At 37.4% G+C, this 21,013-nt stretch carries 22 protein-coding genes; 7 read left to right on the top strand and 15 right to left on the bottom strand.

The window, feature by feature from the left end:
• Positions 1–1,245: 1,245 nt before the first annotated feature.
• From IGJ45_RS03440 to IGJ45_RS03415, 6 genes are all read right to left on the bottom strand, one after another.
• Complete coding sequence (locus IGJ45_RS03440) at positions 1,246–1,434, bottom strand: hypothetical protein (RefSeq protein ID WP_010733556.1); 189 nt, start codon at positions 1,432–1,434, stop codon at positions 1,246–1,248.
• A gap of 13 nt (positions 1,435–1,447) precedes the next feature.
• On the bottom strand, positions 1,448–4,123 hold the full coding sequence (locus tag IGJ45_RS03435) for a pLS20_p028 family conjugation system transmembrane protein (protein WP_010733557.1): 2,676 nt from the start codon (positions 4,121–4,123) through the stop codon (positions 1,448–1,450).
• A complete protein-coding gene (locus IGJ45_RS03430) occupies positions 4,110–4,328 on the bottom strand; it encodes a hypothetical protein (protein ID WP_002332568.1) in 219 nt (72 codons plus the stop codon). Before IGJ45_RS03430 ends, IGJ45_RS03435 begins: the two co-directional genes overlap by 14 nt.
• Positions 4,325–5,200, bottom strand: coding sequence for a hypothetical protein (locus tag IGJ45_RS03425; protein ID WP_047638996.1), 876 nt, complete (start codon positions 5,198–5,200; stop codon positions 4,325–4,327). The genes IGJ45_RS03430 and IGJ45_RS03425 overlap by 4 nt, the downstream gene beginning before the upstream one ends.
• Positions 5,201–5,595: 395 nt before the next feature.
• Positions 5,596–5,880, bottom strand: a complete 285-nt coding sequence (locus IGJ45_RS03420) for a helix-turn-helix domain-containing protein (RefSeq protein ID WP_010733559.1) — start codon at positions 5,878–5,880, stop codon at positions 5,596–5,598.
• Positions 5,837–6,115: a helix-turn-helix domain-containing protein gene (locus IGJ45_RS03415; protein ID WP_010733560.1), complete on the bottom strand. Its 279-nt coding sequence runs from the start codon at positions 6,113–6,115 to the stop codon at positions 5,837–5,839. Before IGJ45_RS03415 ends, IGJ45_RS03420 begins: the two co-directional genes overlap by 44 nt.
• 134 nt (positions 6,116–6,249) lie before the next feature.
• Between IGJ45_RS03415 and IGJ45_RS03410 the strand changes: the two genes are divergently transcribed.
• Together IGJ45_RS03410 and IGJ45_RS03405 are read left to right on the top strand one after the other, a co-directional pair.
• Positions 6,250–6,822, top strand: a complete 573-nt coding sequence (locus IGJ45_RS03410) for a helix-turn-helix domain-containing protein (protein WP_010733561.1) — start codon at positions 6,250–6,252, stop codon at positions 6,820–6,822.
• A gap of 51 nt (positions 6,823–6,873) precedes the next feature.
• A complete protein-coding gene (locus IGJ45_RS03405) occupies positions 6,874–8,019 on the top strand; it encodes a site-specific integrase (protein WP_010733562.1) in 1,146 nt (381 codons plus the stop codon).
• A gap of 84 nt (positions 8,020–8,103) precedes the next feature.
• Here the strand turns inward: IGJ45_RS03405 and IGJ45_RS03400 are convergent, their stop codons facing one another.
• From IGJ45_RS03400 to IGJ45_RS03380, 5 genes are all read right to left on the bottom strand, one after another.
• Positions 8,104–8,427, bottom strand: a complete 324-nt coding sequence (locus tag IGJ45_RS03400) for a DUF1292 domain-containing protein (protein WP_021149327.1) — start codon at positions 8,425–8,427, stop codon at positions 8,104–8,106.
• Between the two features lie 22 nt (positions 8,428–8,449).
• Positions 8,450–8,881, bottom strand: coding sequence for a Holliday junction resolvase RuvX (gene ruvX, locus IGJ45_RS03395; RefSeq protein ID WP_005471772.1), 432 nt, complete (start codon positions 8,879–8,881; stop codon positions 8,450–8,452).
• Positions 8,881–9,147: an IreB family regulatory phosphoprotein gene (locus IGJ45_RS03390; protein ID WP_003127496.1), complete on the bottom strand. Its 267-nt coding sequence runs from the start codon at positions 9,145–9,147 to the stop codon at positions 8,881–8,883. The genes ruvX and IGJ45_RS03390 overlap by 1 nt, the downstream gene beginning before the upstream one ends.
• A 165-nt stretch (positions 9,148–9,312) precedes the next feature.
• Entirely contained in the window at positions 9,313–10,140 is an 828-nt protein-coding gene (locus tag IGJ45_RS03385; protein WP_005471770.1) for a TIGR03943 family putative permease subunit, read from the bottom strand.
• Positions 10,141–10,143: 3 nt separating this feature from the next.
• Entirely contained in the window at positions 10,144–11,070 is a 927-nt protein-coding gene (locus IGJ45_RS03380) for a permease (protein ID WP_003127494.1), read from the bottom strand.
• A 195-nt stretch (positions 11,071–11,265) separates the two neighbouring features.
• Between IGJ45_RS03380 and IGJ45_RS03375 the strand changes: the two genes are divergently transcribed.
• Entirely contained in the window at positions 11,266–11,634 is a 369-nt protein-coding gene (locus tag IGJ45_RS03375; RefSeq protein WP_086269477.1) for a thioredoxin family protein, read from the top strand.
• A gap of 65 nt (positions 11,635–11,699) precedes the next feature.
• Here the strand turns inward: IGJ45_RS03375 and IGJ45_RS03370 are convergent, their stop codons facing one another.
• Positions 11,700–12,377 (bottom strand): redox-sensing transcriptional repressor Rex, encoded by a 678-nt coding sequence (locus IGJ45_RS03370; RefSeq protein WP_003127492.1) that lies wholly within the window; start codon positions 12,375–12,377, stop codon positions 11,700–11,702.
• Positions 12,378–12,592: 215 nt separating this feature from the next.
• Here IGJ45_RS03370 and IGJ45_RS03365 point away from each other — a divergent pair, with 215 nt between their 5' ends.
• The 4 genes from IGJ45_RS03365 (at position 12,593) to add (ending at position 17,949) form a co-directional block, all read left to right on the top strand.
• The gene (locus IGJ45_RS03365; RefSeq protein WP_005471765.1) at positions 12,593–14,551 is read left to right on the top strand and encodes an ABC-F family ATP-binding cassette domain-containing protein; all 1,959 of its coding nucleotides are present in this window, start codon (positions 12,593–12,595) and stop codon (positions 14,549–14,551) included.
• Between the two features lie 67 nt (positions 14,552–14,618).
• Positions 14,619–15,335, top strand: a complete 717-nt coding sequence (locus IGJ45_RS03360; RefSeq protein ID WP_137264473.1) for a C39 family peptidase — start codon at positions 14,619–14,621, stop codon at positions 15,333–15,335.
• A 207-nt stretch (positions 15,336–15,542) separates the two neighbouring features.
• The gene (ald, locus tag IGJ45_RS03355) at positions 15,543–16,652 is read left to right on the top strand and encodes an alanine dehydrogenase (RefSeq protein ID WP_270790945.1); all 1,110 of its coding nucleotides are present in this window, start codon (positions 15,543–15,545) and stop codon (positions 16,650–16,652) included.
• 280 nt (positions 16,653–16,932) lie between these two features.
• Positions 16,933–17,949, top strand: coding sequence for an adenosine deaminase (gene add / locus IGJ45_RS03350; RefSeq protein WP_147587110.1), 1,017 nt, complete (start codon positions 16,933–16,935; stop codon positions 17,947–17,949).
• 264 nt (positions 17,950–18,213) lie between these two features.
• Here add and IGJ45_RS03345 read toward each other — a convergent pair whose 3' ends face one another.
• The 3 genes from IGJ45_RS03345 to IGJ45_RS03335 form a co-directional block, all read right to left on the bottom strand.
• Positions 18,214–19,044 (bottom strand): sugar phosphate isomerase/epimerase family protein, encoded by an 831-nt coding sequence (locus IGJ45_RS03345; RefSeq protein WP_147587111.1) that lies wholly within the window; start codon positions 19,042–19,044, stop codon positions 18,214–18,216.
• Between the two features lie 70 nt (positions 19,045–19,114).
• Positions 19,115–19,858 carry a restriction endonuclease gene (locus tag IGJ45_RS03340; protein ID WP_261795501.1) on the bottom strand — a complete coding sequence of 248 codons (744 nt, stop codon included), beginning with the start codon at positions 19,856–19,858 and terminating at the stop codon, positions 19,115–19,117.
• Between the two features lie 400 nt (positions 19,859–20,258).
• Complete coding sequence (locus IGJ45_RS03335; protein WP_005471757.1) at positions 20,259–20,552, bottom strand: hypothetical protein; 294 nt, start codon at positions 20,550–20,552, stop codon at positions 20,259–20,261.
• Between the last annotated feature and the right edge of the window lie 461 nt (positions 20,553–21,013).

The following is a 21,013-nucleotide window of genomic DNA, read 5'->3' as shown; positions in this document are numbered from 1 at the left end:
ACACTATAAAGTATCTTAATCACACGATATGCTAGCCACTAAATTCATTATATTTGATTCCTTTTTTAAGATAATTTAGCATTTTTTTATCCAATAACGCAATTGTTTTCAAGGATAAATTTCTTAAGATGGTACATTTCAAAATGGTATTTAAACTATAAAACAAAAAAGAAAGAAAAGAGCATAAGGGAAAACTGATAGCACCTTCCTAAAGGAAGGTGGCTAAGTTGGCTGTGCCAACTGGTTTTCTTTCAAAATCACTTCATATTTTTTTGCTATCACAAAAAATCCATTTTCGACCTATTTTCGGTCATAATATAGTACCTACTTTTGGTCATAGTTTCGTCCATAGTTTTGGTCATAGTGACTAAGGCTTTTACGCACAAAAAAAGAGTGGCAAAATAAAGCTTGCCATTCTCTTTTCTATTCACAAAATTGGTTTAAATTTGCTTTCTTTAACACTTCATTTATATCATAGCAATTATAATGTTTACACTACACCATTCCTAATTTTAACGGTTGTTCCTCTTTATATTTTTTAAGTTCTACATTTTTTTGAGTTTAATTGCTTTTCTCTTTTCTTTATATTCCGCTCCAACTTTCTCTTTAATAGTGACAATAGAATTACATATTTTTGCTAAACTTCCTTAAAAAAAATGGATCTCGATTACTCAAATTTGCTTGCAGACTTCTCTAAGTGCTTTGTTTTTTTTTTCATAATTACTTGATTTCATTTCCATTTTCTTCTATTGAAAATTTATTATTTTTATTAGTCGTACGCATAGAACTGATTTCATTTTTTTATCTATTTGATTATCTAGCGTTTGAAATTCTAAATTTTGATTGGCTTCATCAATATCTTTTTATATTACTTTATTTTATTTACAATATTTATTTTCTTGTTTACATTGGTCACAGTTTCATTCGTCACTTCGGTGATATTTTTTCAATTTACAAATAAAAAGAGTTGAACCTAGTGTATAACGGTTCAACTCTTTTGCAAGTTTCATGGGGCATACTATCACTTTTAATCTGACAGATGTAAACCTCTCTTTATTTTTTTGTTACTCCAATTTTAAACAATAGCTCCTTTATATGTTGTCAATATTGCTCTACATATTCTAACTCTTTTACCCATTCTTTCACTGAAGTGGAAGAGAATAACAGCTTAATCCCCAATAATTCTTTATCATAAATCCATGTCAAATACTATTTTCAAAAAACATTTAATTCATGGATTTTCTCTTAACTTTTTTCTAGATAACAATATTTCAGGTTGTTTTTTATCTCATGTTTTATCTTCAATTCTTCTTGAATCATCAGTTCAATATAATTAGTGACCGTGATTTTTTCATTTGTCGCGTTCTTTACTGATTCACATAATTCGTCAAGCTCTAAGAAATCATGCGTACTAATCTGCAGAATTAATTGCATGACAATCACCTCTTTATTTTTTTAATAGACTATCGAAAAGTGGATTAGGATCATTAAATGTATCTCTGAACAACTCGTTATCTTCATAAGTGAATCTTCGTCTTGGTTTTGATCCCTTATCATTTTCACGGATTTCACTATCAATAATCACTGTTTCATGATTTGAATCAAATTTTTTCGCTGACTTTCTGTCTTCAACGATATTGATTTTTTGTGTTTTTTCTTTCATTTCTCCACTATCTTTTTGAACGTTCTCCCGAACATCTACTGTTTTGAATCCTTGACTACTTGTAGAACTTTGTACATTTTCTCGGACATCTACTGTTTTTGGTTGACTTGCACTGCTACCTTGCACATTCTCTCGAACATCCACTGATTTAAACCCTTGACTACTTGTAGAATTTTGTACATTTTCTCGAACATCTACTGTTTTTGGTTGACTTGTACTGCTACTTTGCAGATTTTCTCGAACACCAATTGTCTTAGTACCTTGACCATTTGAAGAACTTTGTAAATTCTCTCTTACATCAACATTCCGTCCGACATGACCATTCAATGAACCTTGAATATTTTCTCGGACATCTACTGATCGACCACCTTGACTACTTGTAGAATTTTGTAGATTTTCTTTGACCAATTTTTCTAATCCGGTATTTGAGTTTTTAGCTTCTTGGATTCTTTCTTTGGTCAACGCTTCTTTTTCGTCCGTATTAGTTCCTGTACGCCCTTCTACACGTTTCCTTAACATTTCCTCACGATTCATTGCTTCAGGCGTGTATTTAGCTTCTTGTCGCTTCTGATTAATTAATTCTTCAGCAGACTTAGCTTGACCGTGCATAGCATTTTTACGTTCTTCAATATCTTGTTGAACTTTTTGCTGAATTGCACTTACAGGATTATTATTCGATTCAGCATTATTTTTCATTGCTTCACGCATACGTTCAGAACTAGACATAATTCTATCGGCATTTTCAACCTTAGCACCATCTTTTCTATCCGAAAGACGTGTTGGCATGGAATCAGCGTATTTTCCAGTTTCATCTTCTTTATTTTTAGCTAACATAGGTTTGCTATTTTTATTAATAGCGGACACTGTACCATCATCTAAACCTTCTTTGAACTTATTCTTAGTATCATTAGCCATATTACGCATACTCTTAAATGGTTTTGTTGCTCTTTCACTAGCCATTGTAGCTCCATCTGAAGCTAAACCTGATATTCCACGTTCATGGGCATATCCCAAAAATCTTCCAGTTTTGCCAGCTTTTTTTGATAAACTTTCGCCGAAATTCTTTTCAGGTTTTCGATCTTCTCCTTCCCTGCTGTATGATCCATTTCCGTTTCCACTTCCTTTCGCTCGATTAAATCCATTTGATCCTTTTCTAAACAGCATAGCGCCCATGCCAAATGCTGAAGCAAGCTGGCCATAGCCTTCTTTTAAACCAATATCCACGCCAAAGTAACGCATGACTGTTCCACTACCCTTTATTAGAACGAACACGGCACAGATATAAGCAATTGTTTTTATAAAAATATTCGTTGAGATACCTTCGCCAGCGTTTAGATAATTTATGAACATTGCAAACATAGACAATCCAAATCCCTGAAAACCGACAGTCAAATAACACTGTAGAATATCTGACAAAACTTGTTTTGAACGCTGTCCTGTCTCAATATCTGATGCAAAAACAAGAACCCCTAACACACGCTTAAATGCCAGTTCTAGTATTGCTGTAATAATGACAAACGCGCTAAACACGTATGCGATTGCCAACGCTGTCAACCCAATCGAAATTCCCCAAAGATTTGCTTGATAGCGATAATAGCCTGATTTCAAGCTATCAGAAAATGTTGATAAAAAGTTATCAGAAAACTTTGTGGCAACAAATTCATTATTAGAATTTTCAACTAATTCATAGCGAAGATTATCCGCAACTGGATTTTCTTTTTCCAATTTATCAATCACTTTATCCGTCAACACTTGTGTGAGATCCGTCTGTTGAAAATTTTTTCGTGTTAACTTATTCCGATCCTCCGTTTTATCAATGCTTGAGTACTGATCTGTTTTATTAATATATGCCAAATCTGTTACTCCTTGTTTTATCAATGACCAAGCGACTCCGTCATCTGAATTTGTAATCGTAGTAGCATCATTGTAAAGTATTTTGGAAAATTGAATACCGCTAGAAATCATCGTTGGCATTAAAAGAATTAATGCAATCGACATTACAACATTCATTCCAACAGATTTTAGATCAACCGTTCCTTTACCTGTAATCATTTTATAACCAATAATCACTAGTGAAAGTACCATTAAGCCAACAACAATGGTACTTAAAACTGCTTGATAGACTTTATTCAATCCGGTACTTTCTACAAAGCTAAACAAATCTAAAACCTTGGGAATCATATTTTGAATACTATCGACAACAGCGAACGTTGCTTTTATAACAGACCATCCTATCCATAATCCAAACTGACTGTAAAAATTTCCGTTATATTTTTTTAGATAATTCTGATAGAGTGGATTAGTTAAAAAATCAGTTTGACTCTCAGTATCATCAAACCAGCTGAAAATACTTGCGTGAGTAACATCACACTTAAAAAGAATCATAGCTATTAGAACAAGAAAAATAACCGCCAACCAATTTATTTTTCTATTAGCAATCTTTTTTTTAATTATTTTCATCGTTACCTCCCTCAGCCCATTTTCTGAGACTCTCAGAGAGTTTCTGAGCTGTTTTTCTGTCAATTATGATATGAGTTACACATTTATCATTTTCAGATCTTAAATCGAGAACTACTGTGTTGAAGCAGATACTCTCGATTAGTTCGAGAGTATCAGTGTTTTGATCAAGACACAAAATCTGATCTATTAGACGATTTTTAATCATGTTTTTTCTCCCTCTAACCAATTATGCATAGAGATTTTAGGTAACTCTTTAATTCCGAATGCTTTATTGAATTGATCTGTAGTCTCTATATTTTCTAAAAGCTGATTTTTATATCTAATTTGAAGTCCATGTAGAAAAAATTTTGTGTAATCGAATAGTCCTTCATCTGTTTTCGCTTGAAAAACGCATGCTTTATGTTGTGTTGTAATGCATTGAGCGTTAATATACTGGATATTTTCATATAAAAATTCAATGATTTTTCTGATATCTTTTATATCTACATTAGTGTTTTTCAAATAGTGATACACTTGAAATAATTTTCGACCATCTTCGCTATTTGCTTCATAAAGAACACTAATCTTACTGTAAATTATCTTTATATTAATATCCTCTTCTTTTATGGTGGGAGTAGTCTTTGATGTGTTCTGTGAAGTAGTCTTTGTATACGTATATACGAATTTGTACATACCTCTACCTTTTTTTAAAGAGACATATCTCTTTTTTTTGATCCCCCTCTGACGAATTTTCGACACATACTCCTTTTTTTCGCAATCTAAAGAAGGAAAAGTAATTTCTATCAATTTATGTACATTTAAAACAATGTACATAACATTTGATAATGTAACTGCTCTCTGCTCATAGTAAATATTTCTAAAAACTCTTTTAATAATCCCCTTTTTCTCTAAGTACACAATTGCATCTTTTATAGCTCTTTCTGATAACCCTGTTTTTTTGCTTAATTGCTTATATGATTTTTGCAAAATATCTTCAATAAATTTCTTTTTATATCCAATTAACTGGCCCTCATCGTTAAAAATTTTTTTGGGTCTGTACCAGTAAGTAATTTCTGCTAAGATAACTATTGCATTCAGATAGGGCTTCTCAACACCTTTTTTCGTTTTTTTTCTTAATTGGCCGTACCACGAATGTGGAATTACATTTCCATCTAAATTTATTTCTCTAAGTTTGTCGACTACAACATTTCCAGAGGACAACATTTTTTCACCTGCTTTTTTGATATAATATCTATAAATAAAGTTTTCTCAGAACTTTATTGTCGAGTGTTCCCCCAGTCTGCAAACTTTCGGGAGCACTCTTTTTTATTTTTTTTTAACATTTTTAATACCCTTTTCTGCATATACACATTATATTGAATCGAATTGGATTGAAGATAAATCTCGATTTTTTTTAATCAACTTTGCTACTTCATCATCACTCATATATTCACTTCCTTTTTTCATATCAAAAGCACGCCACGCAACTTTTTTTATACTTCATATTCTTTGATAAATCTTGCTAATTCTTCTTTTCTAATAAACTGACAATCATTGATAATACTGACTTTCAATCCTTTTTCACGTATAAATTTCTTTAATGTACTTCTGCTCACACTTAAATATTCACATGCTTCTCCCAGCCTAAAAATTTCTTTGTTAAAAGAAGTTTCAATTCTGATCTGATCTACCGCCTCTTTTGCAACATGATAAAAGTAATTTCTTAGTTCATGATCAAGATTTGGAGGTAGAATCACCTGTATTTCTTTTTGAACCATTAAAAATCTCCCCTTCGCAACTACTTGTATTTCCGACATCATTGTTAAAAAAAATAATTTTAACTACATCATTTATTTTAAAAAGAACTTTAGATGAGGGTAACACCTTACCACTTTCAATTTCTGCATAATAACTTCTAGAAATTCCAATCAACCTAGCCATTTGGTTTTGTGTATACCCAAGACGTTTTCTTTCTACATATAAACGTTTCAGGTACTTCTTCCTAGATTTCATTTTAGCACCAACTTTCCATCTTGTATTTCCGACATTTTTTACACTTTTACTTTACCATGGCTATTAAATACCGTCAACAATTATTTCTTGTATTTCCGACACTTTTTATTTAATATGTATATGGAGGTGATTTTTTGGATATTGGTAGAAACATTAAAATTGCACGTAAACAAAAAAAAATGACGCAAAATGATTTAGCAATCAAAGCTAACATCTCTCGCTCTTATCTTGCCGATGTAGAAGGAAATCGATATAACCCTAGTATTGAAACTTTAGACTCCATAGCACGGGCATTAGACGTTCAAATAGGAACATTATTGAGCGATAGTTCAAAAAAGAATTTTTCAATAAAAAATGCTATATTGACCGAGACAACTGGACAATATGATATTAGATTTTTTAATGGATTTCAATATGATCTCATATCTTTACAACTTAATGTCAAATACTTAGAAAACATCACTCTCTTTATTATTGAAGCATTTGAGGGTAATGAAAACCAAGTTCTTGAGTATCTTGGAACATTTTATGATGAACTATTTATTTCTAAACTTGCTTTAGAAATTGTAAATAATTTTGTTGCTCAGATTAAATTACTTTCAAATAATGAAAAGGCTATTCTTATTTGGAAAGGCCTAATATTTTCTAATAAAGCAGATTTTCAAAAAGAACTTTTTAATTTTAAAGGCAAGTATTATATTACTTAAAAATCTTTTTCCTATCAAAAGCACGCCACGCAACTGATAGGAGGAAAAGCAATGGCAATAATTAAACAATATGAAAAGAAAGACGGAGCCAAAGCATGGATGTTTCAAACCTACCTTGGAATCAATCCATTAACTGGTAAAGAAGTCCGTACTACACGTAGAAATTTTAAAACAAAAAAAGAAGCTCAAATCGAGCTTAATAGACTACTTGTAGACTTTGAAGAGAACGGACTTAAACAAGACACGAACGAGACTTTTCAAGAAATCTATGAACTTTGGTATGAAAGTTATAAAACCACTGTAAAGGAAGTCACTCAATTAAAAATTGAGATCAAGTTCAATAAATGGATTCTTCCAAAATATGGTAAATTCAGGATCAAAGAAATCACTGTAAAACACGTTCAGAAAATATTGAATCAATGGGCGAAAATGACGGATCAATATAAAGTCCTACATTCTACCGTAAGCCGTATTTTCAAATACGCAATGACTTTGGGGCTAATTACTAAAAATCCCTGTGAACTTGTAATCATGCCCAATAGAAATGTTGAAAAAAAGAAAGATACTGTCAAAATTTATTCACGGAATCAACTAGAAATTCTCTTCCAATACTTGGAATCAAAAAGAAGTACCTATAGAGCAGATTACGATAAAACGCTACTTCGCTTTCTGTTTTTTAGTGGTTGTCGAATTAGTGAGGCTTTAGCTTTGAACTGGTCAGATATTGACTTTGATTCAAACACCGTAACTATAAACAAAACCTTAAGCCAAACAAAATATGGGTACAAAATTTCAAGTCCAAAAACGAAAAATAGTTATGGTTCTCTATCTTTAGACAATAAAACTATTAATTGGCTAAAGAAATGGCAAATCAATCAAAAAAGATATATGTTAACCCTTGGTATTACTGATCCAACAATGATTTTTTGTGGATTATACAAGGAAATCATTACTAAACACGCTATTTATTCTCGTATGATCACAATCTGCAAGAATTCCGGTATTCCATTTCTAGGAAACCATGTAACCAGACACACTCATGCTAGTATGCTGTTAGAGTCAGGAGTCTCCATGAAGGAAGTTCAAGAACGCCTTAGACACTCATCAATCAAATTAACAATGGATACTTATGCTCATCTAACTAAAGAAACCAAAGAAAAAACCGTTGAAAAGCTTGCAGAACACCTAAATTTCTAGCGGAACGTATTCAATCTCGTATTCAAAACAAAACACAAAAAAGCTGAACCCTTATTCGCTAAGGGTTCAGCCATCATTTTAAGACTATTCTTCTTCTTCCGCCATGAATGTGTTAAAGACTTCTTCGATCATGTCCCATTCAGCTTCTGTTTCAATTTGTTCTAATTCGCCTTCTGTACCATCTTCGTTTTCAACGTAGGCATAGGCTTGTAATTCGACATCTTCTTCTTCTGGGACTCCAGCTGGATAAAGCAACACGTAGTTGCGTCCAAATTCTTCTTGTCCATCTACTGTCAAAAGAATTTCGTATAATGTTTCATTGCCTTGATCATCGACCAATGTAATGTGTTCGTGACCTTCATGGTCGTGGTTGTGATCATGATTGTGATCATGCGTATGTTCTGACATTTTTTTTCCTCTTTTCTGTAAACTAAAACAGTTGTTTTCCAGCACCATCTAAATAATTCTGCAAAATCATTACTGCTGCTAATTTGTCAATGACTTTCTTACGTTTGGCACGAGATGTGTTGGCTTGTTCAACTAGCATTCGTTCTGCTTGAACAGTCGTCAAGCGTTCGTCTTGGTAGTCAACAGGCAAATCAAAACGTTCTTCGATGGCCTTGCCGTAAGCTAGTGAAGCCTCTGCTCTTGGACCAATGGTGTTATTCATATTCTTGGGCAGTCCCACCACAAAACGAGTCACTTCATACTCTTTGACTAATTCTCCAAGACGATCATAGCCAAAGTCATTTTCATCTTCGTTGATTCGAATGATCTCGATCCCTTGCGCAGTCCATCCCATAGGATCACTAACAGCTACACCAACTGTTCGTGAACCGACATCTAAACCCATGACTCTCATTATAGGTTGATCCCGTGATTTCCTAAGTAATAACGAATCAAAACTTCCAAAATCTCATCGCGTTCATGACGACGAATCAAGTTCCGGGCATCCCGATAACGAGGAATGTAAGCCGGGTCGCCAGAAAGGAGATAACCGACGATTTGATTGATTGGATTATAACCTTTTTCTTCTAATGCACGATACACGATAGCCAGTGTTTCACTGATTTCTTTCTTGCGGCTATCATCAAAATCAAACCGTACTGTTTCATCTGTAAAACCCATTTCACGACACCTCTCTTTATATTGTTTTTTAGCACATTGTACGTTTCTATTGTACTCGACGTTTTGTAAAACTACAAACATCTGCACTAGTTTATCTTTATTATAACAAAGCTTTATGATATTTTTGTGAACTTTTTCAAAAAAACCGATATTTCTCTCATTTCGCTAGAATGATCGATAAACATATTGGTTAGCCGGTGCCTCGATGGTTTGTTCTTGGTCAACGACTACCATTGGCAAATCTCGTTTAAAGGGTTGATAGTATTGCGACTGGATGGTTCCTTCAATGTGCAGCCATTGGTCATTCTCGGTAACCGTTTGTTCAGGTAACTCAACACGTAATCCAAAAACACCTGAATCCGCTACACAGTGAATGATCCCAAAACGAAACAGAAAGATTTCATTACGATCATCTTGCGCTGCATGATAAACAAAACCGTCATAGCTGATTTTTTTCCCGATAAATTCACTTGGATACGTATAGATCAATTCCATGAGTTCCAAATAATTCTCGTCGGTGACAGCAATCGTTTGTTTATCGGCATACTTCGCTAACGAAGTCGTCATTTGCTCGTCATAATCATCTTTATTGTAATAAAGACTAGTATCTGGTTTAAGGTATTGGGTATTCATTTCGGGATCGCCGACAGACTCTTCACTCAGCGGGAAATTAAACCCTTTTGCTTCAACAATGGTCGTATCCAGACTGACTGTTGGGAAAAACAAACCAACAATGATTGGCAATGCTAATAAGAAATACGCAATGAGGCGCTGAGATTTTTTTTCGAGTCCATGGTGATGCTCATCTTCATGTTCATCAGGCGTTTGTTTGACCCAAAAATACAACTGGACTAATGCCAAAAATAAAGCGACAATCATCGAAAGAATCGCTAGATAACGATAGTGGACATTGATGAACTGATTCAGTTTTCCTGATACCTGCAAGTACATCATCAACTCAAAATATCCAGATAAAATCAAAAAACGGATCATTGTTTACACCACCCATGCATAAATTGAGACTACAACAGCAATTAATCCCACCATTGTTGCAATAAAACGACCGGTAAAATATCGTTTCATCATCAGAAGATTCTTGATGTCCACCATAGGACCAAAGACCAGAAAACCCACGACTGGACCGGCGCCGAACAGACTAAGCAGCGAAGAACCGATAAACGCATCTGCTTCAGAGCACAGCGACATCGTCAATGCCAAAACAAGCATGACCAATACCGCCAAGAATTTCGTAGAACCCAAAGTCAACATCATTCCCGTTGGCAAATACGTCTGCATCGCTGCTGCAATCAATCCGCCAATGATCAAATACCGACCAGTATCGAAGAATTCATCAATACTGTGTTGCAACAAATGCCGTATTTGATGGGACCATTTTCGTTTCTCAGAACCTGTATCATGAGCATGCCCATGGTGATGTCCTTGATGGGTATCCTCTGAAGCTGTGATCAATTGGGTTTTCAAAATCTCTCTCTTACTGAAATAAGCCAGCCAAACACCTACCACCATTGCCACCAACAAGCTGCCAAGTACTCGCAAAAAGGCAAACTTCGCTGAATTGCCAAATGCGATGAATGTCGAAAAAATTACAATGGGATTCACAATAGGGGCTGTCAGCATAAAAGCAAAAGCCGTGTAGACTGGTACGTCTTTTTTGACGAATTGATTGACGATCGGAACGATTCCACATTCACAAGACGGGAAGAAAACGCCTAAACCACACCCCATTGCAATGGAGGCCAATTTATTCTTTGGCAGGATTTTTGTCACTCGTTCTGGCGTCAGAAAAACTTGCAGCGCCCCTGAAATCAAGCAGCCTAATAAGACAAAAGGCAAGGCTTCAATGACGATGGAGAGAAAGATCACGCTCATCTGCAAAACAGAATTAGGTAAGCTTTGTAACATATATTCAACCTTCTTTATAAAAAAATAATTGCGCTGGAACTACTATACGTTTTTTTGCCTCAATGCACAATGTTTTTTACAGTCTTTGCTGGCACCTTAAAGCTTGCTTTAGTTTTTATTCTTTTCCAGCAGTTTCTTTGACAAGTTGTCCCTCAAAACGTACATTAGACAGAGAATCTGCTTGGAGGAATTTGCATGATACAAATGAATACATTAGATGAACTGCTGACGAAGATAAAAGAAACCCCATTGGCACTTATTTATCTCTCACAGCCGGCTTGCAGTGTCTGCTTAGCAGACAAACCTCGTCTTAATAAATTAGCTTTAGAAAAGCATGTTCCACTTTATGCTGTCAATGTAGCGGAAGTCCCAGAGGCGGCTGGCCAATTTTCAGCATTGACTGCTCCTGTCGTCCTTCTTTATTTTCAAGGAGATGAACGCCACAGAGAAGCACGAATCATTGATTTTAATAGGCTGGCTGCTATTATTGATCGCTATAGGACTGCCTTGACCAAAACCGAGACCATCTCTTATGACGATCTTTTTGATCAACTGATGGAATAAAAAAACACTGTCTTTCCATCACCTACTAGACGCGAAGGTTGATGGAATGACAGTGTTTTTGGGTTTTATTCTGATTCAGTCGTTTCGTGGTTTTCCGGTTGATCTGTCGTTAAGACGTTGCCAGAATGCAAGAAATAAATCAGTGTTTGTAATTCATTGGTCAAATCAACATTTTGGATCAGCACACCTTTTGGTGCAGTGATGCGCGCAGGCGTAAAGTTCAAAATTCCTTTGATCCCTGCTTTCACAAGCTCATTGACTAAGTCTTGCGAATGTTGTGCGGGAACCGTCAAGATCGCGACATCGATCTGTTGGATCTTCACTTGTTCTTTCATATCGCTCATTGGATAGACAGGAACGCCATCCACGATTCGTCCTACGATATCTTCATTCACATCAAATGCAGCACTGATCCGAATGCTATTGCTCTGATGGAATTTATATTTTAACAGTGCGCTACCTAGATTACCAACACCTACTAGCGCGACATTTGTCATATGGTCTTCATTCAACGTTTTAGCAAAAAACTGCATCAGACTTTCCACGTCATAGCCATAGCCGCGTTTTCCCAATTCCCCAAAATAAGAGAAGTCGCGACGAATCGTTGCGCTATCCACTTGGACAGCTTCGCTTAATTCAGTAGATGAAACCTTCAACTTTCCAGCATTGTGCAAGATGCGTAAATAGCGGTAATACAAAGGCAAACGTTTCGCTGTTGCCTTTGGAATTTGATGATCTTTCAAGAAATACTCCCCCATTGTGAAAAATTCACGTGTGATGTAGCTATCATATCAAATAGTTTGCTCAAAAATCAATTTGATTGCTCACAATTTGAAATTTTTTTTATTTAATGATACAATCATTCTTTTTTCATAATCGCTGTTTATCACAAAATGTGATAGACTGATAGTATTGCAACCAAGGAGACAAGTGACTTCAAGAATAGGAATGAATACATATGATACTATTACAAGCAAATCAAATCGCCAGACTATTTGGCGCTGAAGTTTTATTTGAGAATATCAACCTAGAGATTGCTAGCCATTCCCGGATCGCGCTTGTGGGAAGAAATGGCGCCGGAAAATCGACCCTGTTAAAAATCATTGCCGGGATCGAAAGCCCCGATAAAGGAACGATCGCCAAAAATAAAACTGCGACACTAGGTTATCTTGCCCAAGACACTGGTTTAAACAGTACTGCTACAGTCTGGGAAGAAATGTTGACGGCTTTTGCCGGCATTCGACAGATGGAACAGCGGATGCGCTCATTAGAAGTCGCCATTTCAGAAACAGACCCGACAGCAGTCAATTATGATGGTCTATTAAAAGAATATGACCAGCTACAACATGAATTTGCCGAAAAAAACGGCTACGGATATGAAAATGAGATCCGTTCTGTTCTACACGGCTTTAAGTTCGACGGCACTTTTTATGAGCAATCCATTGAAACATTGTCTGGTGGTCAAAAAACTCGTCTAGCACTAGCAAAGATGCTGTTGCAAAAGCCAGATATTTTGATTTTGGATGAACCGACTAACCACCTGGATATTGAGACATTGTCTTGGCTTGAAAACTATCTTCAAGGGTATGCCGGTGCTCTTTTGATTGTATCTCATGACCGTTATTTCTTAGATAAAGTCGTCAATGAGGTCTATGAGCTTAGCCGACGGAAAATGCACCATTACAAAGGGAATTACAGTCGTTATCTGGTTTTGAAAGCCGAGCAGCTGCAAAGTGAATGGAAAGCTTTCGAAAAACAACAAGAAGAAATCAATAAATTAGAAGATTTTGTAGCGCGTAATTTAGTTCGTGCCTCCACAACTAAACGGGCGCAAAGCCGGCGCAAACAATTAGAAAAAATGGAGCGGCTCGATCGGCCTCAAGGAGATGAAAAATCCGCAAATTTCCTTTTTTCAATCAGTAAACCTTCTGGCAATGTGGTAATGCAAGTAGCCAACGCAGCCATCGGTTATCAAGAGACTGTTCTATCCGAGCCGATCGATTTGGATGTTCGCCGGAAAGATGCCATTGCATTAGTCGGCCCTAATGGAATTGGCAAATCGACATTATTAAAATCACTGATCCACAAGATTCCTTTGATTCGCGGTGACGTTCATCTAGGTGCCAATGTCTCAATTGGGTATTATGATCAAACCCAATCAGATCTCCATTCAACAAAAACAATCTTGAAAGAATTATGGGATGAGCACCCCACTACGCCAGAAGTAGAGATCCGCACAATTTTAGGAAGTTTCCTTTTTTCTGGTGAAGATGTTGAAAAACCAATCACATTGCTCAGTGGCGGCGAAAAGGCACGGGTCGCTTTAGCAAAACTTGCGATGGATCATGACAACTTCCTGATCTTAGATGAACCGACTAACCACTTGGACATCGACAGCAAAGAAGTACTCGAAAATGCCTTGATTGATTATGAAGGCACATTGCTTTTTGTTTCTCATGACCGCTACTTTATCAATCGAATCGCGACCAAAGTCATTGAATTATCTGAAACCGGCAGCAAATTGTATTTAGGGGACTATGATTATTACGTGGAGAAAAAACTGGAAGAAACAGAACTAGCTGCGATGCAGCAATCTGATGTTCAAGAGAAAGCCATCTCACAAGGCAAACAATCTTTCTTCCAGAGCAAAGAACAACAAAAAGCCATTCGCTCATTGCAGCGTAAAGTCACTCAAATTGAAGCAGACCTAGCCAAAACCGAAGCAGAGCTTGAAGAAATCGAACAAGCGATGACTCGTCCTGACGCATTGAACGACCACGTCCGTTTGTCTTCGCTGAATCAAGCAATGGAGACTGTCCAAGCCACCCAAGAACAGCTGATGGAAGCTTGGGAAAACACGAGTCTGGAATTGGAAGAACTAGAAACAACTGACACGAATCAGTCCACAGGCGGATGACAACCTTCATTCCCTCTGCTTTACTTGAAGTAAGGCAAAAAAGGCACGCTACTTCAGGAGGGAAGCTATGAAGAAAAAAGGGAAACAAAGAAAGCGTTATGTTTTTCTTGTTTTGTTGGGTTTATTATTGATTTTTGCTGCATTTATCCGACTTTCTCATGTGAGCTATTCCAGCCAAGATTATGAAGAATATCCCATGATGGATGAAATGGATTTTGATCAAGCAGCTTACAATGAACAAGCGAACGAGTATTTACAAGAAAATGGAGTGACTACGCCTCTTTACCTACAAACAAATGAAGAATGGGCTGATTATTCCTATGGTTCAGATGGTACGCAAACTTTAAGCGATAATGGCTGTGCCCTGCTCTCTCTTTCAATGGTACTCGCTTATTTGCGAGAGGATAATGTTTCGCCGCTTGAAGTTTTGGATTGGGCACAAGATAGCTACTATGTCGATGGGCAAGGAACCGATTGGCGGATTTTCTCTGATTTTGCGGATTCCTTTGGTTACTCGTATCACGATTTGGGCACAGACACAGCGCAAGTAGCCAATTATCTGGCAGTTGGACAGCCAGTGATCGTCTCTGTGACCAGTGGAGATTTCACAGATACTGGTCATATCATGGTGTTGGCTGCTATGCAAGACGAAAATGTGGTTGTTTTAGATCCAAACGATACGCCGGAAAAAAAACATTATTTAACGTCCTATTCATTGGAAGAAATCGCTGCTCAAAGTTTACATTTTTGGACATTTACAGAGGACGAAAGTACTAATTTATAAAAAAGAAACTACCTATAAGTTGTCAGGAAGGATCAAGCACGATTACCTCTTTCTTGACACTCTATAGGTAGTTTTTTTATAAATAGTCCTCATCAATGCATGTTGATAATGACCGCGCCTCTTGACGGCTACCTTGAGAAATCTTCGCTTTCTCCTTACAATGGATCCGCTTTCCTTTATAATAGAAGAAAGAAAGGTGTGACGCATATGAAAATCGGAATTCCTAAAGAAATCAAGAACAATGAAAAACGTGTAGCTTTGCCGCCAGCTGGCGTCTATGAATTGGTTCAAGAAGGGCACGAGGTCTTGGTTGAAGCAAATGCAGGTATCGGATCAACTTTTTCAGACGAAGCCTATCGAGCAGTCGGCGCAACGATCGTTGCTAACGCTGCAGACGTCTGGGCGGCTGACATGGTGATGAAAGTCAAAGAACCGCTGCCAGAAGAGTATTCCTACTTAAGAGCGGGATTGCTGTTATTTACTTACCTACATGTTGCTGCCAATCCAGAATTAGCAAAAGCGCTCATGTTCTCCAAGGTTCGAGCGATTGGCTATGAGAATGTCCAACTGGCTAATGGGACGCTGCCTCTCCTCTCTCCAATGAGTGAAATTGCTGGTCGAATGGCAGTTCAGATCGGCGCACAATTCTTAGAAAAAATCTATGGCGGCAAAGGAGTCCTCCTGTCCGGTGTTCCGGGTGTTCGAAAAGGTCAGGTCACGATTATTGGCGGTGGCGTTGCCGGAACCAATGCCGCGAAAATGGCGTTAGGGCTTGGTGCGCAAGTCACAATTCTCGATGTATCCATCCCACGCTTACAAGAATTAGACCAGCTATTTGACGGACAAGTTCAGACACTCTTCTCTAATCGTTTCAACATTGAAGCCGCTATTCAACAAGCAGACTTGGTGATTGGCGCCGTCTTGCTGCCAGGCAAAAAAGCGCCAAATCTAGTAACTCGTGAGATGGTGAAAACCATGGCAGAAAAATCAGTGATTGTAGATATTGCGATTGATCAAGGAGGCATTTTTGAGACAGAAGATCGTGTCACTACTCATGACGATCCTACCTACATCCAAGAAAATGTGATCCATTATGCTGTTGCCAATATGCCTGGCGCAGTTCCACAGACTGCTACATTGGCATTGAGTATCGCCACATTACCCTACGCTAAACAATTGGCTGCCGATCCTGAAAAGGCATTAAGAACAAACGCTGCACTGGCGCGTGGTGTCATCGCATTTGACGGTCACTTCACGTTGAAGGAAGCCGCACAAGATCTGGCGATCGATGCCGTCGAACTCTCAGAGCTGATTTAGTTTTCTCAGCAAAAAAGTGCCACCTCAACAAAATCGTACGCTGCCATGGGAGGATTGTCCCATGGCAGCGGCTTTTTTGATACGAGCTTTTTTGATACGGTTTTTTTTGACCGGAGCTTTTTTATAGAGGCTTTTTATAGCGGCTTTTTATAGAAGCTTTTTTGAGAGGGAGAGTTTTTATCATGAGAATTTCCTTTTTTCACTAGCACATAACCCGTATCTATGCTATATTCATACATAAAAAAATTCAGCGTACCCTGCGTATGCGAGGAGGAATGACGTGTTAACGAAAAGCCAAATCCAAGCCTTCCCTAAAGTAGAATTGCACTGCCATTTGGATGGATCGATTCGTCCAGAAACATTACTTAAGATCGCCAATCAGCAAAATCTGCCTATCCCACAAGAACTGTCGATCCTTGAAGAACGGATGCAAGCCCCCCAAGACTGTTCTGATCTTAATGAGTACTTAGAACGCTTTGATTTCGTTCTTCCTTATCTCCAAAGTGAATTTGCATTAGAAGCCGCAGCGTTTGATGTCATGGAACAAGCGTTTGAAGATGGTGTCGCGTATATCGAAATCCGCTTTGCTCCTAGTCAGTCAATGGAACAGGGTCTTTCCTGCCCACAAACGATTCAAGCAGTAGCTAGAGGAATCGCTCGTGCGGAGTCCCTCTATCCGCTAAAAGGGAATATCTTGATCATCGGGATGCGGCAAGAGTCTGCTGCTGCAATCTCCCAGATTTTTTCGGAGTCTGTTTCTGAAGAGAAAGTCGTTGGCATCGATTTAGCTGGTCCTGAAGAAGATGACTATGTTCCCAAATTAGCGCAAACTTACCAACTTTTCATAGACGGTCAAAACGTGCAATTGACATTGCATGCCGGTGAATGCGGCTGTATCCGTAATGTTTATCAAGCAATCGAAAGCGGTGCAAAACGCATTGGCCACGGTATCATTTTGAAAGGGGATAAGAAAGCCCAAGATTTTGTCTCCCGCAATCAAATCTGTATTGAAGGTTGTCCTACTAGTAATGTGCATACCAAAGCCATCACGGATTATCACCAATATCCTTTCAGGGAATGGCTGACAGCTGGGGTCCCTTTTTGCTTAAACACAGATAATCGCACCGTTTCTAAAACAACATTAACTGATGAATACATACACATGACCCGTCACTGCCAAATGTCGGAAAGTGAGCTGCGCTTATTGAATGAGACCGCCGCCCGCCATTCCTTTGCCAGTGAAAAAGAGAAAGAACAGCTGATCCATAGGATTCGTCATTGGCAGATCAACGAATAAAACAGCCTCAATTAGAACGTATCATTCCCAACAAAAAAAGAAGCGACAGATTAACGTTTAACGGGACAGAACACAAACATCCTCATCGCATATTTTGAGCGTTAATTCAGAATATTGGCAGGATTATGCGCTAGTGTCTGTTTGTCCCATTCTAACTTATGCTGTCGCTTCTTTTAAATAAGCGTGCTCTCTAAATGTGTTCGCGATTAGAGGCAATCACTTCTTTGACGTCAAATGATTTTTTTGCCAATGGGTTCATTCGATTCAGCTTAGCCCCTCTATCATAGCAACCGCCCGTTTGATTCCTTCATCTTTTGTTCCCTCCAATACGACATAGCAATAAGGTTTGTATTGGTCAACGATTTGTAAAATGGCTTGATAAGGAATGATTCCTTCTCCTAAAGGGACAGAAACAATGCGGTCCTCTTCAATCACGTAGTCTTTCAAGTGGAGACAGACAATTCGTTCACCAAACTTCTCAAAGGCCTCTGCAACGATTTCTACTTGTTTACTTGCCGTTTCTGGAGTGATGAGATTGGTAGGGTCATAGGCGATGCCCAGAAAATCAGAAGGAACTCTTGCGATCAATTCCTGAATTCGGTCATTGGAAAATAGGGGGTGATTTAATCCCGCTTCGATCCCAACCATTGTTTGATAACGTTCCCCGGTTTTTACCAACCGCTGGACAACAGTTACAAGCTCATCAAAAACTTCATCTGTGAAATTTTCTTCACTGTAACCAAGTGTGGGAATAACGGAACCCGTTTCCGAAGCAACCATTGACGCCCCAAAATAGCGTGCATGAAAAAGATAGCGTTCAAATTTCTGCAGAATCTTTTCTCGTTCATGAGGATCTGGATGAATCAAATTACTATAGCAGCTCAACAATGCCACTTGAACATTCTGTTGCCCAAATTCATTTTTAAAAAAAGTCCCCATTCCCGGATTGATCTGGGCAGCAGCACTAAGTTCCGGAAATGAAGCATTTAGTGCAAATTGAACATTTTTGATGCCTTTTTCAGCGATTTGACAAGCGAGATCTTGTGGATCACAAACCTTGGTTAAGTCGTGGCCACGAACAGCGAGATTAAACATCTTTTCATTCCTTTCTTCTACTAAGTGTCTGATTCGTTCAACAAATGAGCATTTTAGAGTACCAGTTATCCTAAGAAGAAATGCTATTATCTAGTTCTTTTGAGGACGTAGTAAAACTTTTACGTGTGTGCCTGAATGAAACACTTTCCGTATGTGCACACTCTGGAAACATCGTACATCCTTTGAAATAGCTATGTTTTTGCTTATTCCATTTTTGGACAATAAACCCTGATTCACATTCCGGACATTTGACTACTTGTTCTGGCAAACTATTTAAAAACATGTGCTTTTCCATTGTTTCTGGGATCAATGTGTTCAACAACTGCAATAACCCGTACCTGTCATACCATTCAATGTTTTGTGCTTTTTCATTCTTCTCGATCTCTAAATAAACATGGGGATTAAATAAAGATGTTGTGATAAAAAGTTTATTTGTCCAATTTTCATCTGAGATTCCTGAATATTTATTGACAAACTCTTTCGTGATCAAGTTGGGTGCTTTCGTGTTCAAGCGGTAATGTTTGGCTTGAACAGCAATCCGTTCCGCATCTTTGCTTAAAATCAAGTCTACATTGTCATCACCAGTGTAGACCTGTTTGCCTTGCAGATAGCTTTTTCTGGTGATCTCAACATCGTAGTTTGCTAGCCGAAAGACCGCTGCCAAAAATTGCTCAAAGGCATCTCCTTGCTGTTTCCGTCCTGCAGGTGTTGTGTCATACTCTCTGTCCATATGATTCAAAAAGTCCATAACGATCGATTCATCTTCGTTTTGTTCAAAAGAAAGCCCTTTTATTTCTCTGTGTTCTTTAGACACTACTTCGAATGATTGTTCTACTTTCCCAGTTTTTCATGTAAATTTTTGCAAAAATTGTTGAATCATGCTTCCTCCTCCAGATTGTTTATCCACTTTGTTGCTATATTTATAATACCCCTAAACAAACTAGATTCATAGATTTTTATGAAATCCTGTCTTTGATAAGCAGCATTGCATATCTAGCTAGACTCTTTAAAAATTCTACTGTTACACTACTATTACCAGTAGAAACGCAGAGACGATGTTCCATCAAAAAAAGAGTCCCTTTTTATTCACCTATTTATTTTGTTTGCTCAAAAAAATAGAGCCCTCCTCACAAAATTGCAAAGAAGGATCTATTTTTAGCCATATCTATGTTTGATGTTACTTATCAGAAAAATAAGTGACCTTAAAATTTCTTTTATAGCAAGTTTCTTTTTTCCATTTCATCTCGATACAACTTGTACACTTCATTACTTTGTTTTTCATGACTTTTGTAAAAAATTCCATAAGAAAATATGGCTTGCATCGTATTATATTGATTTGACTTTGCAACAGAATGATACAAGTTTACAAGTTGTTGATCTGTCATCTTATTACTCTTCAGTCGTTTTTTAACGGCTTTTTGCGACAAGCTAAATAAAACAGAAGTAACCAATTGATAAATAACCCAAATAACTAAGATAACCAATACAAACTTTACTAAATCTGGCACAACATTCCACTCCTTAGGCAAACGGTTCAGCAAAGCGAATGATAGCTGTCATCAAACATTCGCTTTCCCATTCATTTGTTTTCTAATTCAGGAGTTGTTTCGTATCTACTTAACAAGTCACTAAATTAGCTATAAAAATTAGTATAAATTTAATCTCCCAAAAAAACAAACTATTTTACCCTTTAAGCCAAAGAAAATCAGATTCCAAAATCATCCAGTCTTCTTTGGAAAGAAGAGACAGCTTTCGCTTATATACACAACTGCATTTCTCCCACCTTTCATGGCGTTCTCAATCAAGGGTCATTTCATGCGATAATTTCTAGAAAAATTCCATATTATTATCTTCGAATTAGCTGATTCATTCTAAAAACTACGGCTATAAACCCATGACCCTTTTCAAAAAAAGTTACTGTAACTGACGCATTGTATTTTTAGTTTTTATAGGATAGCGCTTTGTTTGG

The organism is Enterococcus sp. DIV0574 (genome assembly GCF_051711125.1).
In the GTDB taxonomy this organism is placed as follows: Bacteria; Bacillota; Bacilli; order Lactobacillales; family Enterococcaceae; genus Enterococcus_D; species Enterococcus_D gallinarum.
The sequence above is the reverse complement of the archived record's forward strand: the minus strand, read 5'-3'. Positions and strand labels throughout refer to the sequence as shown.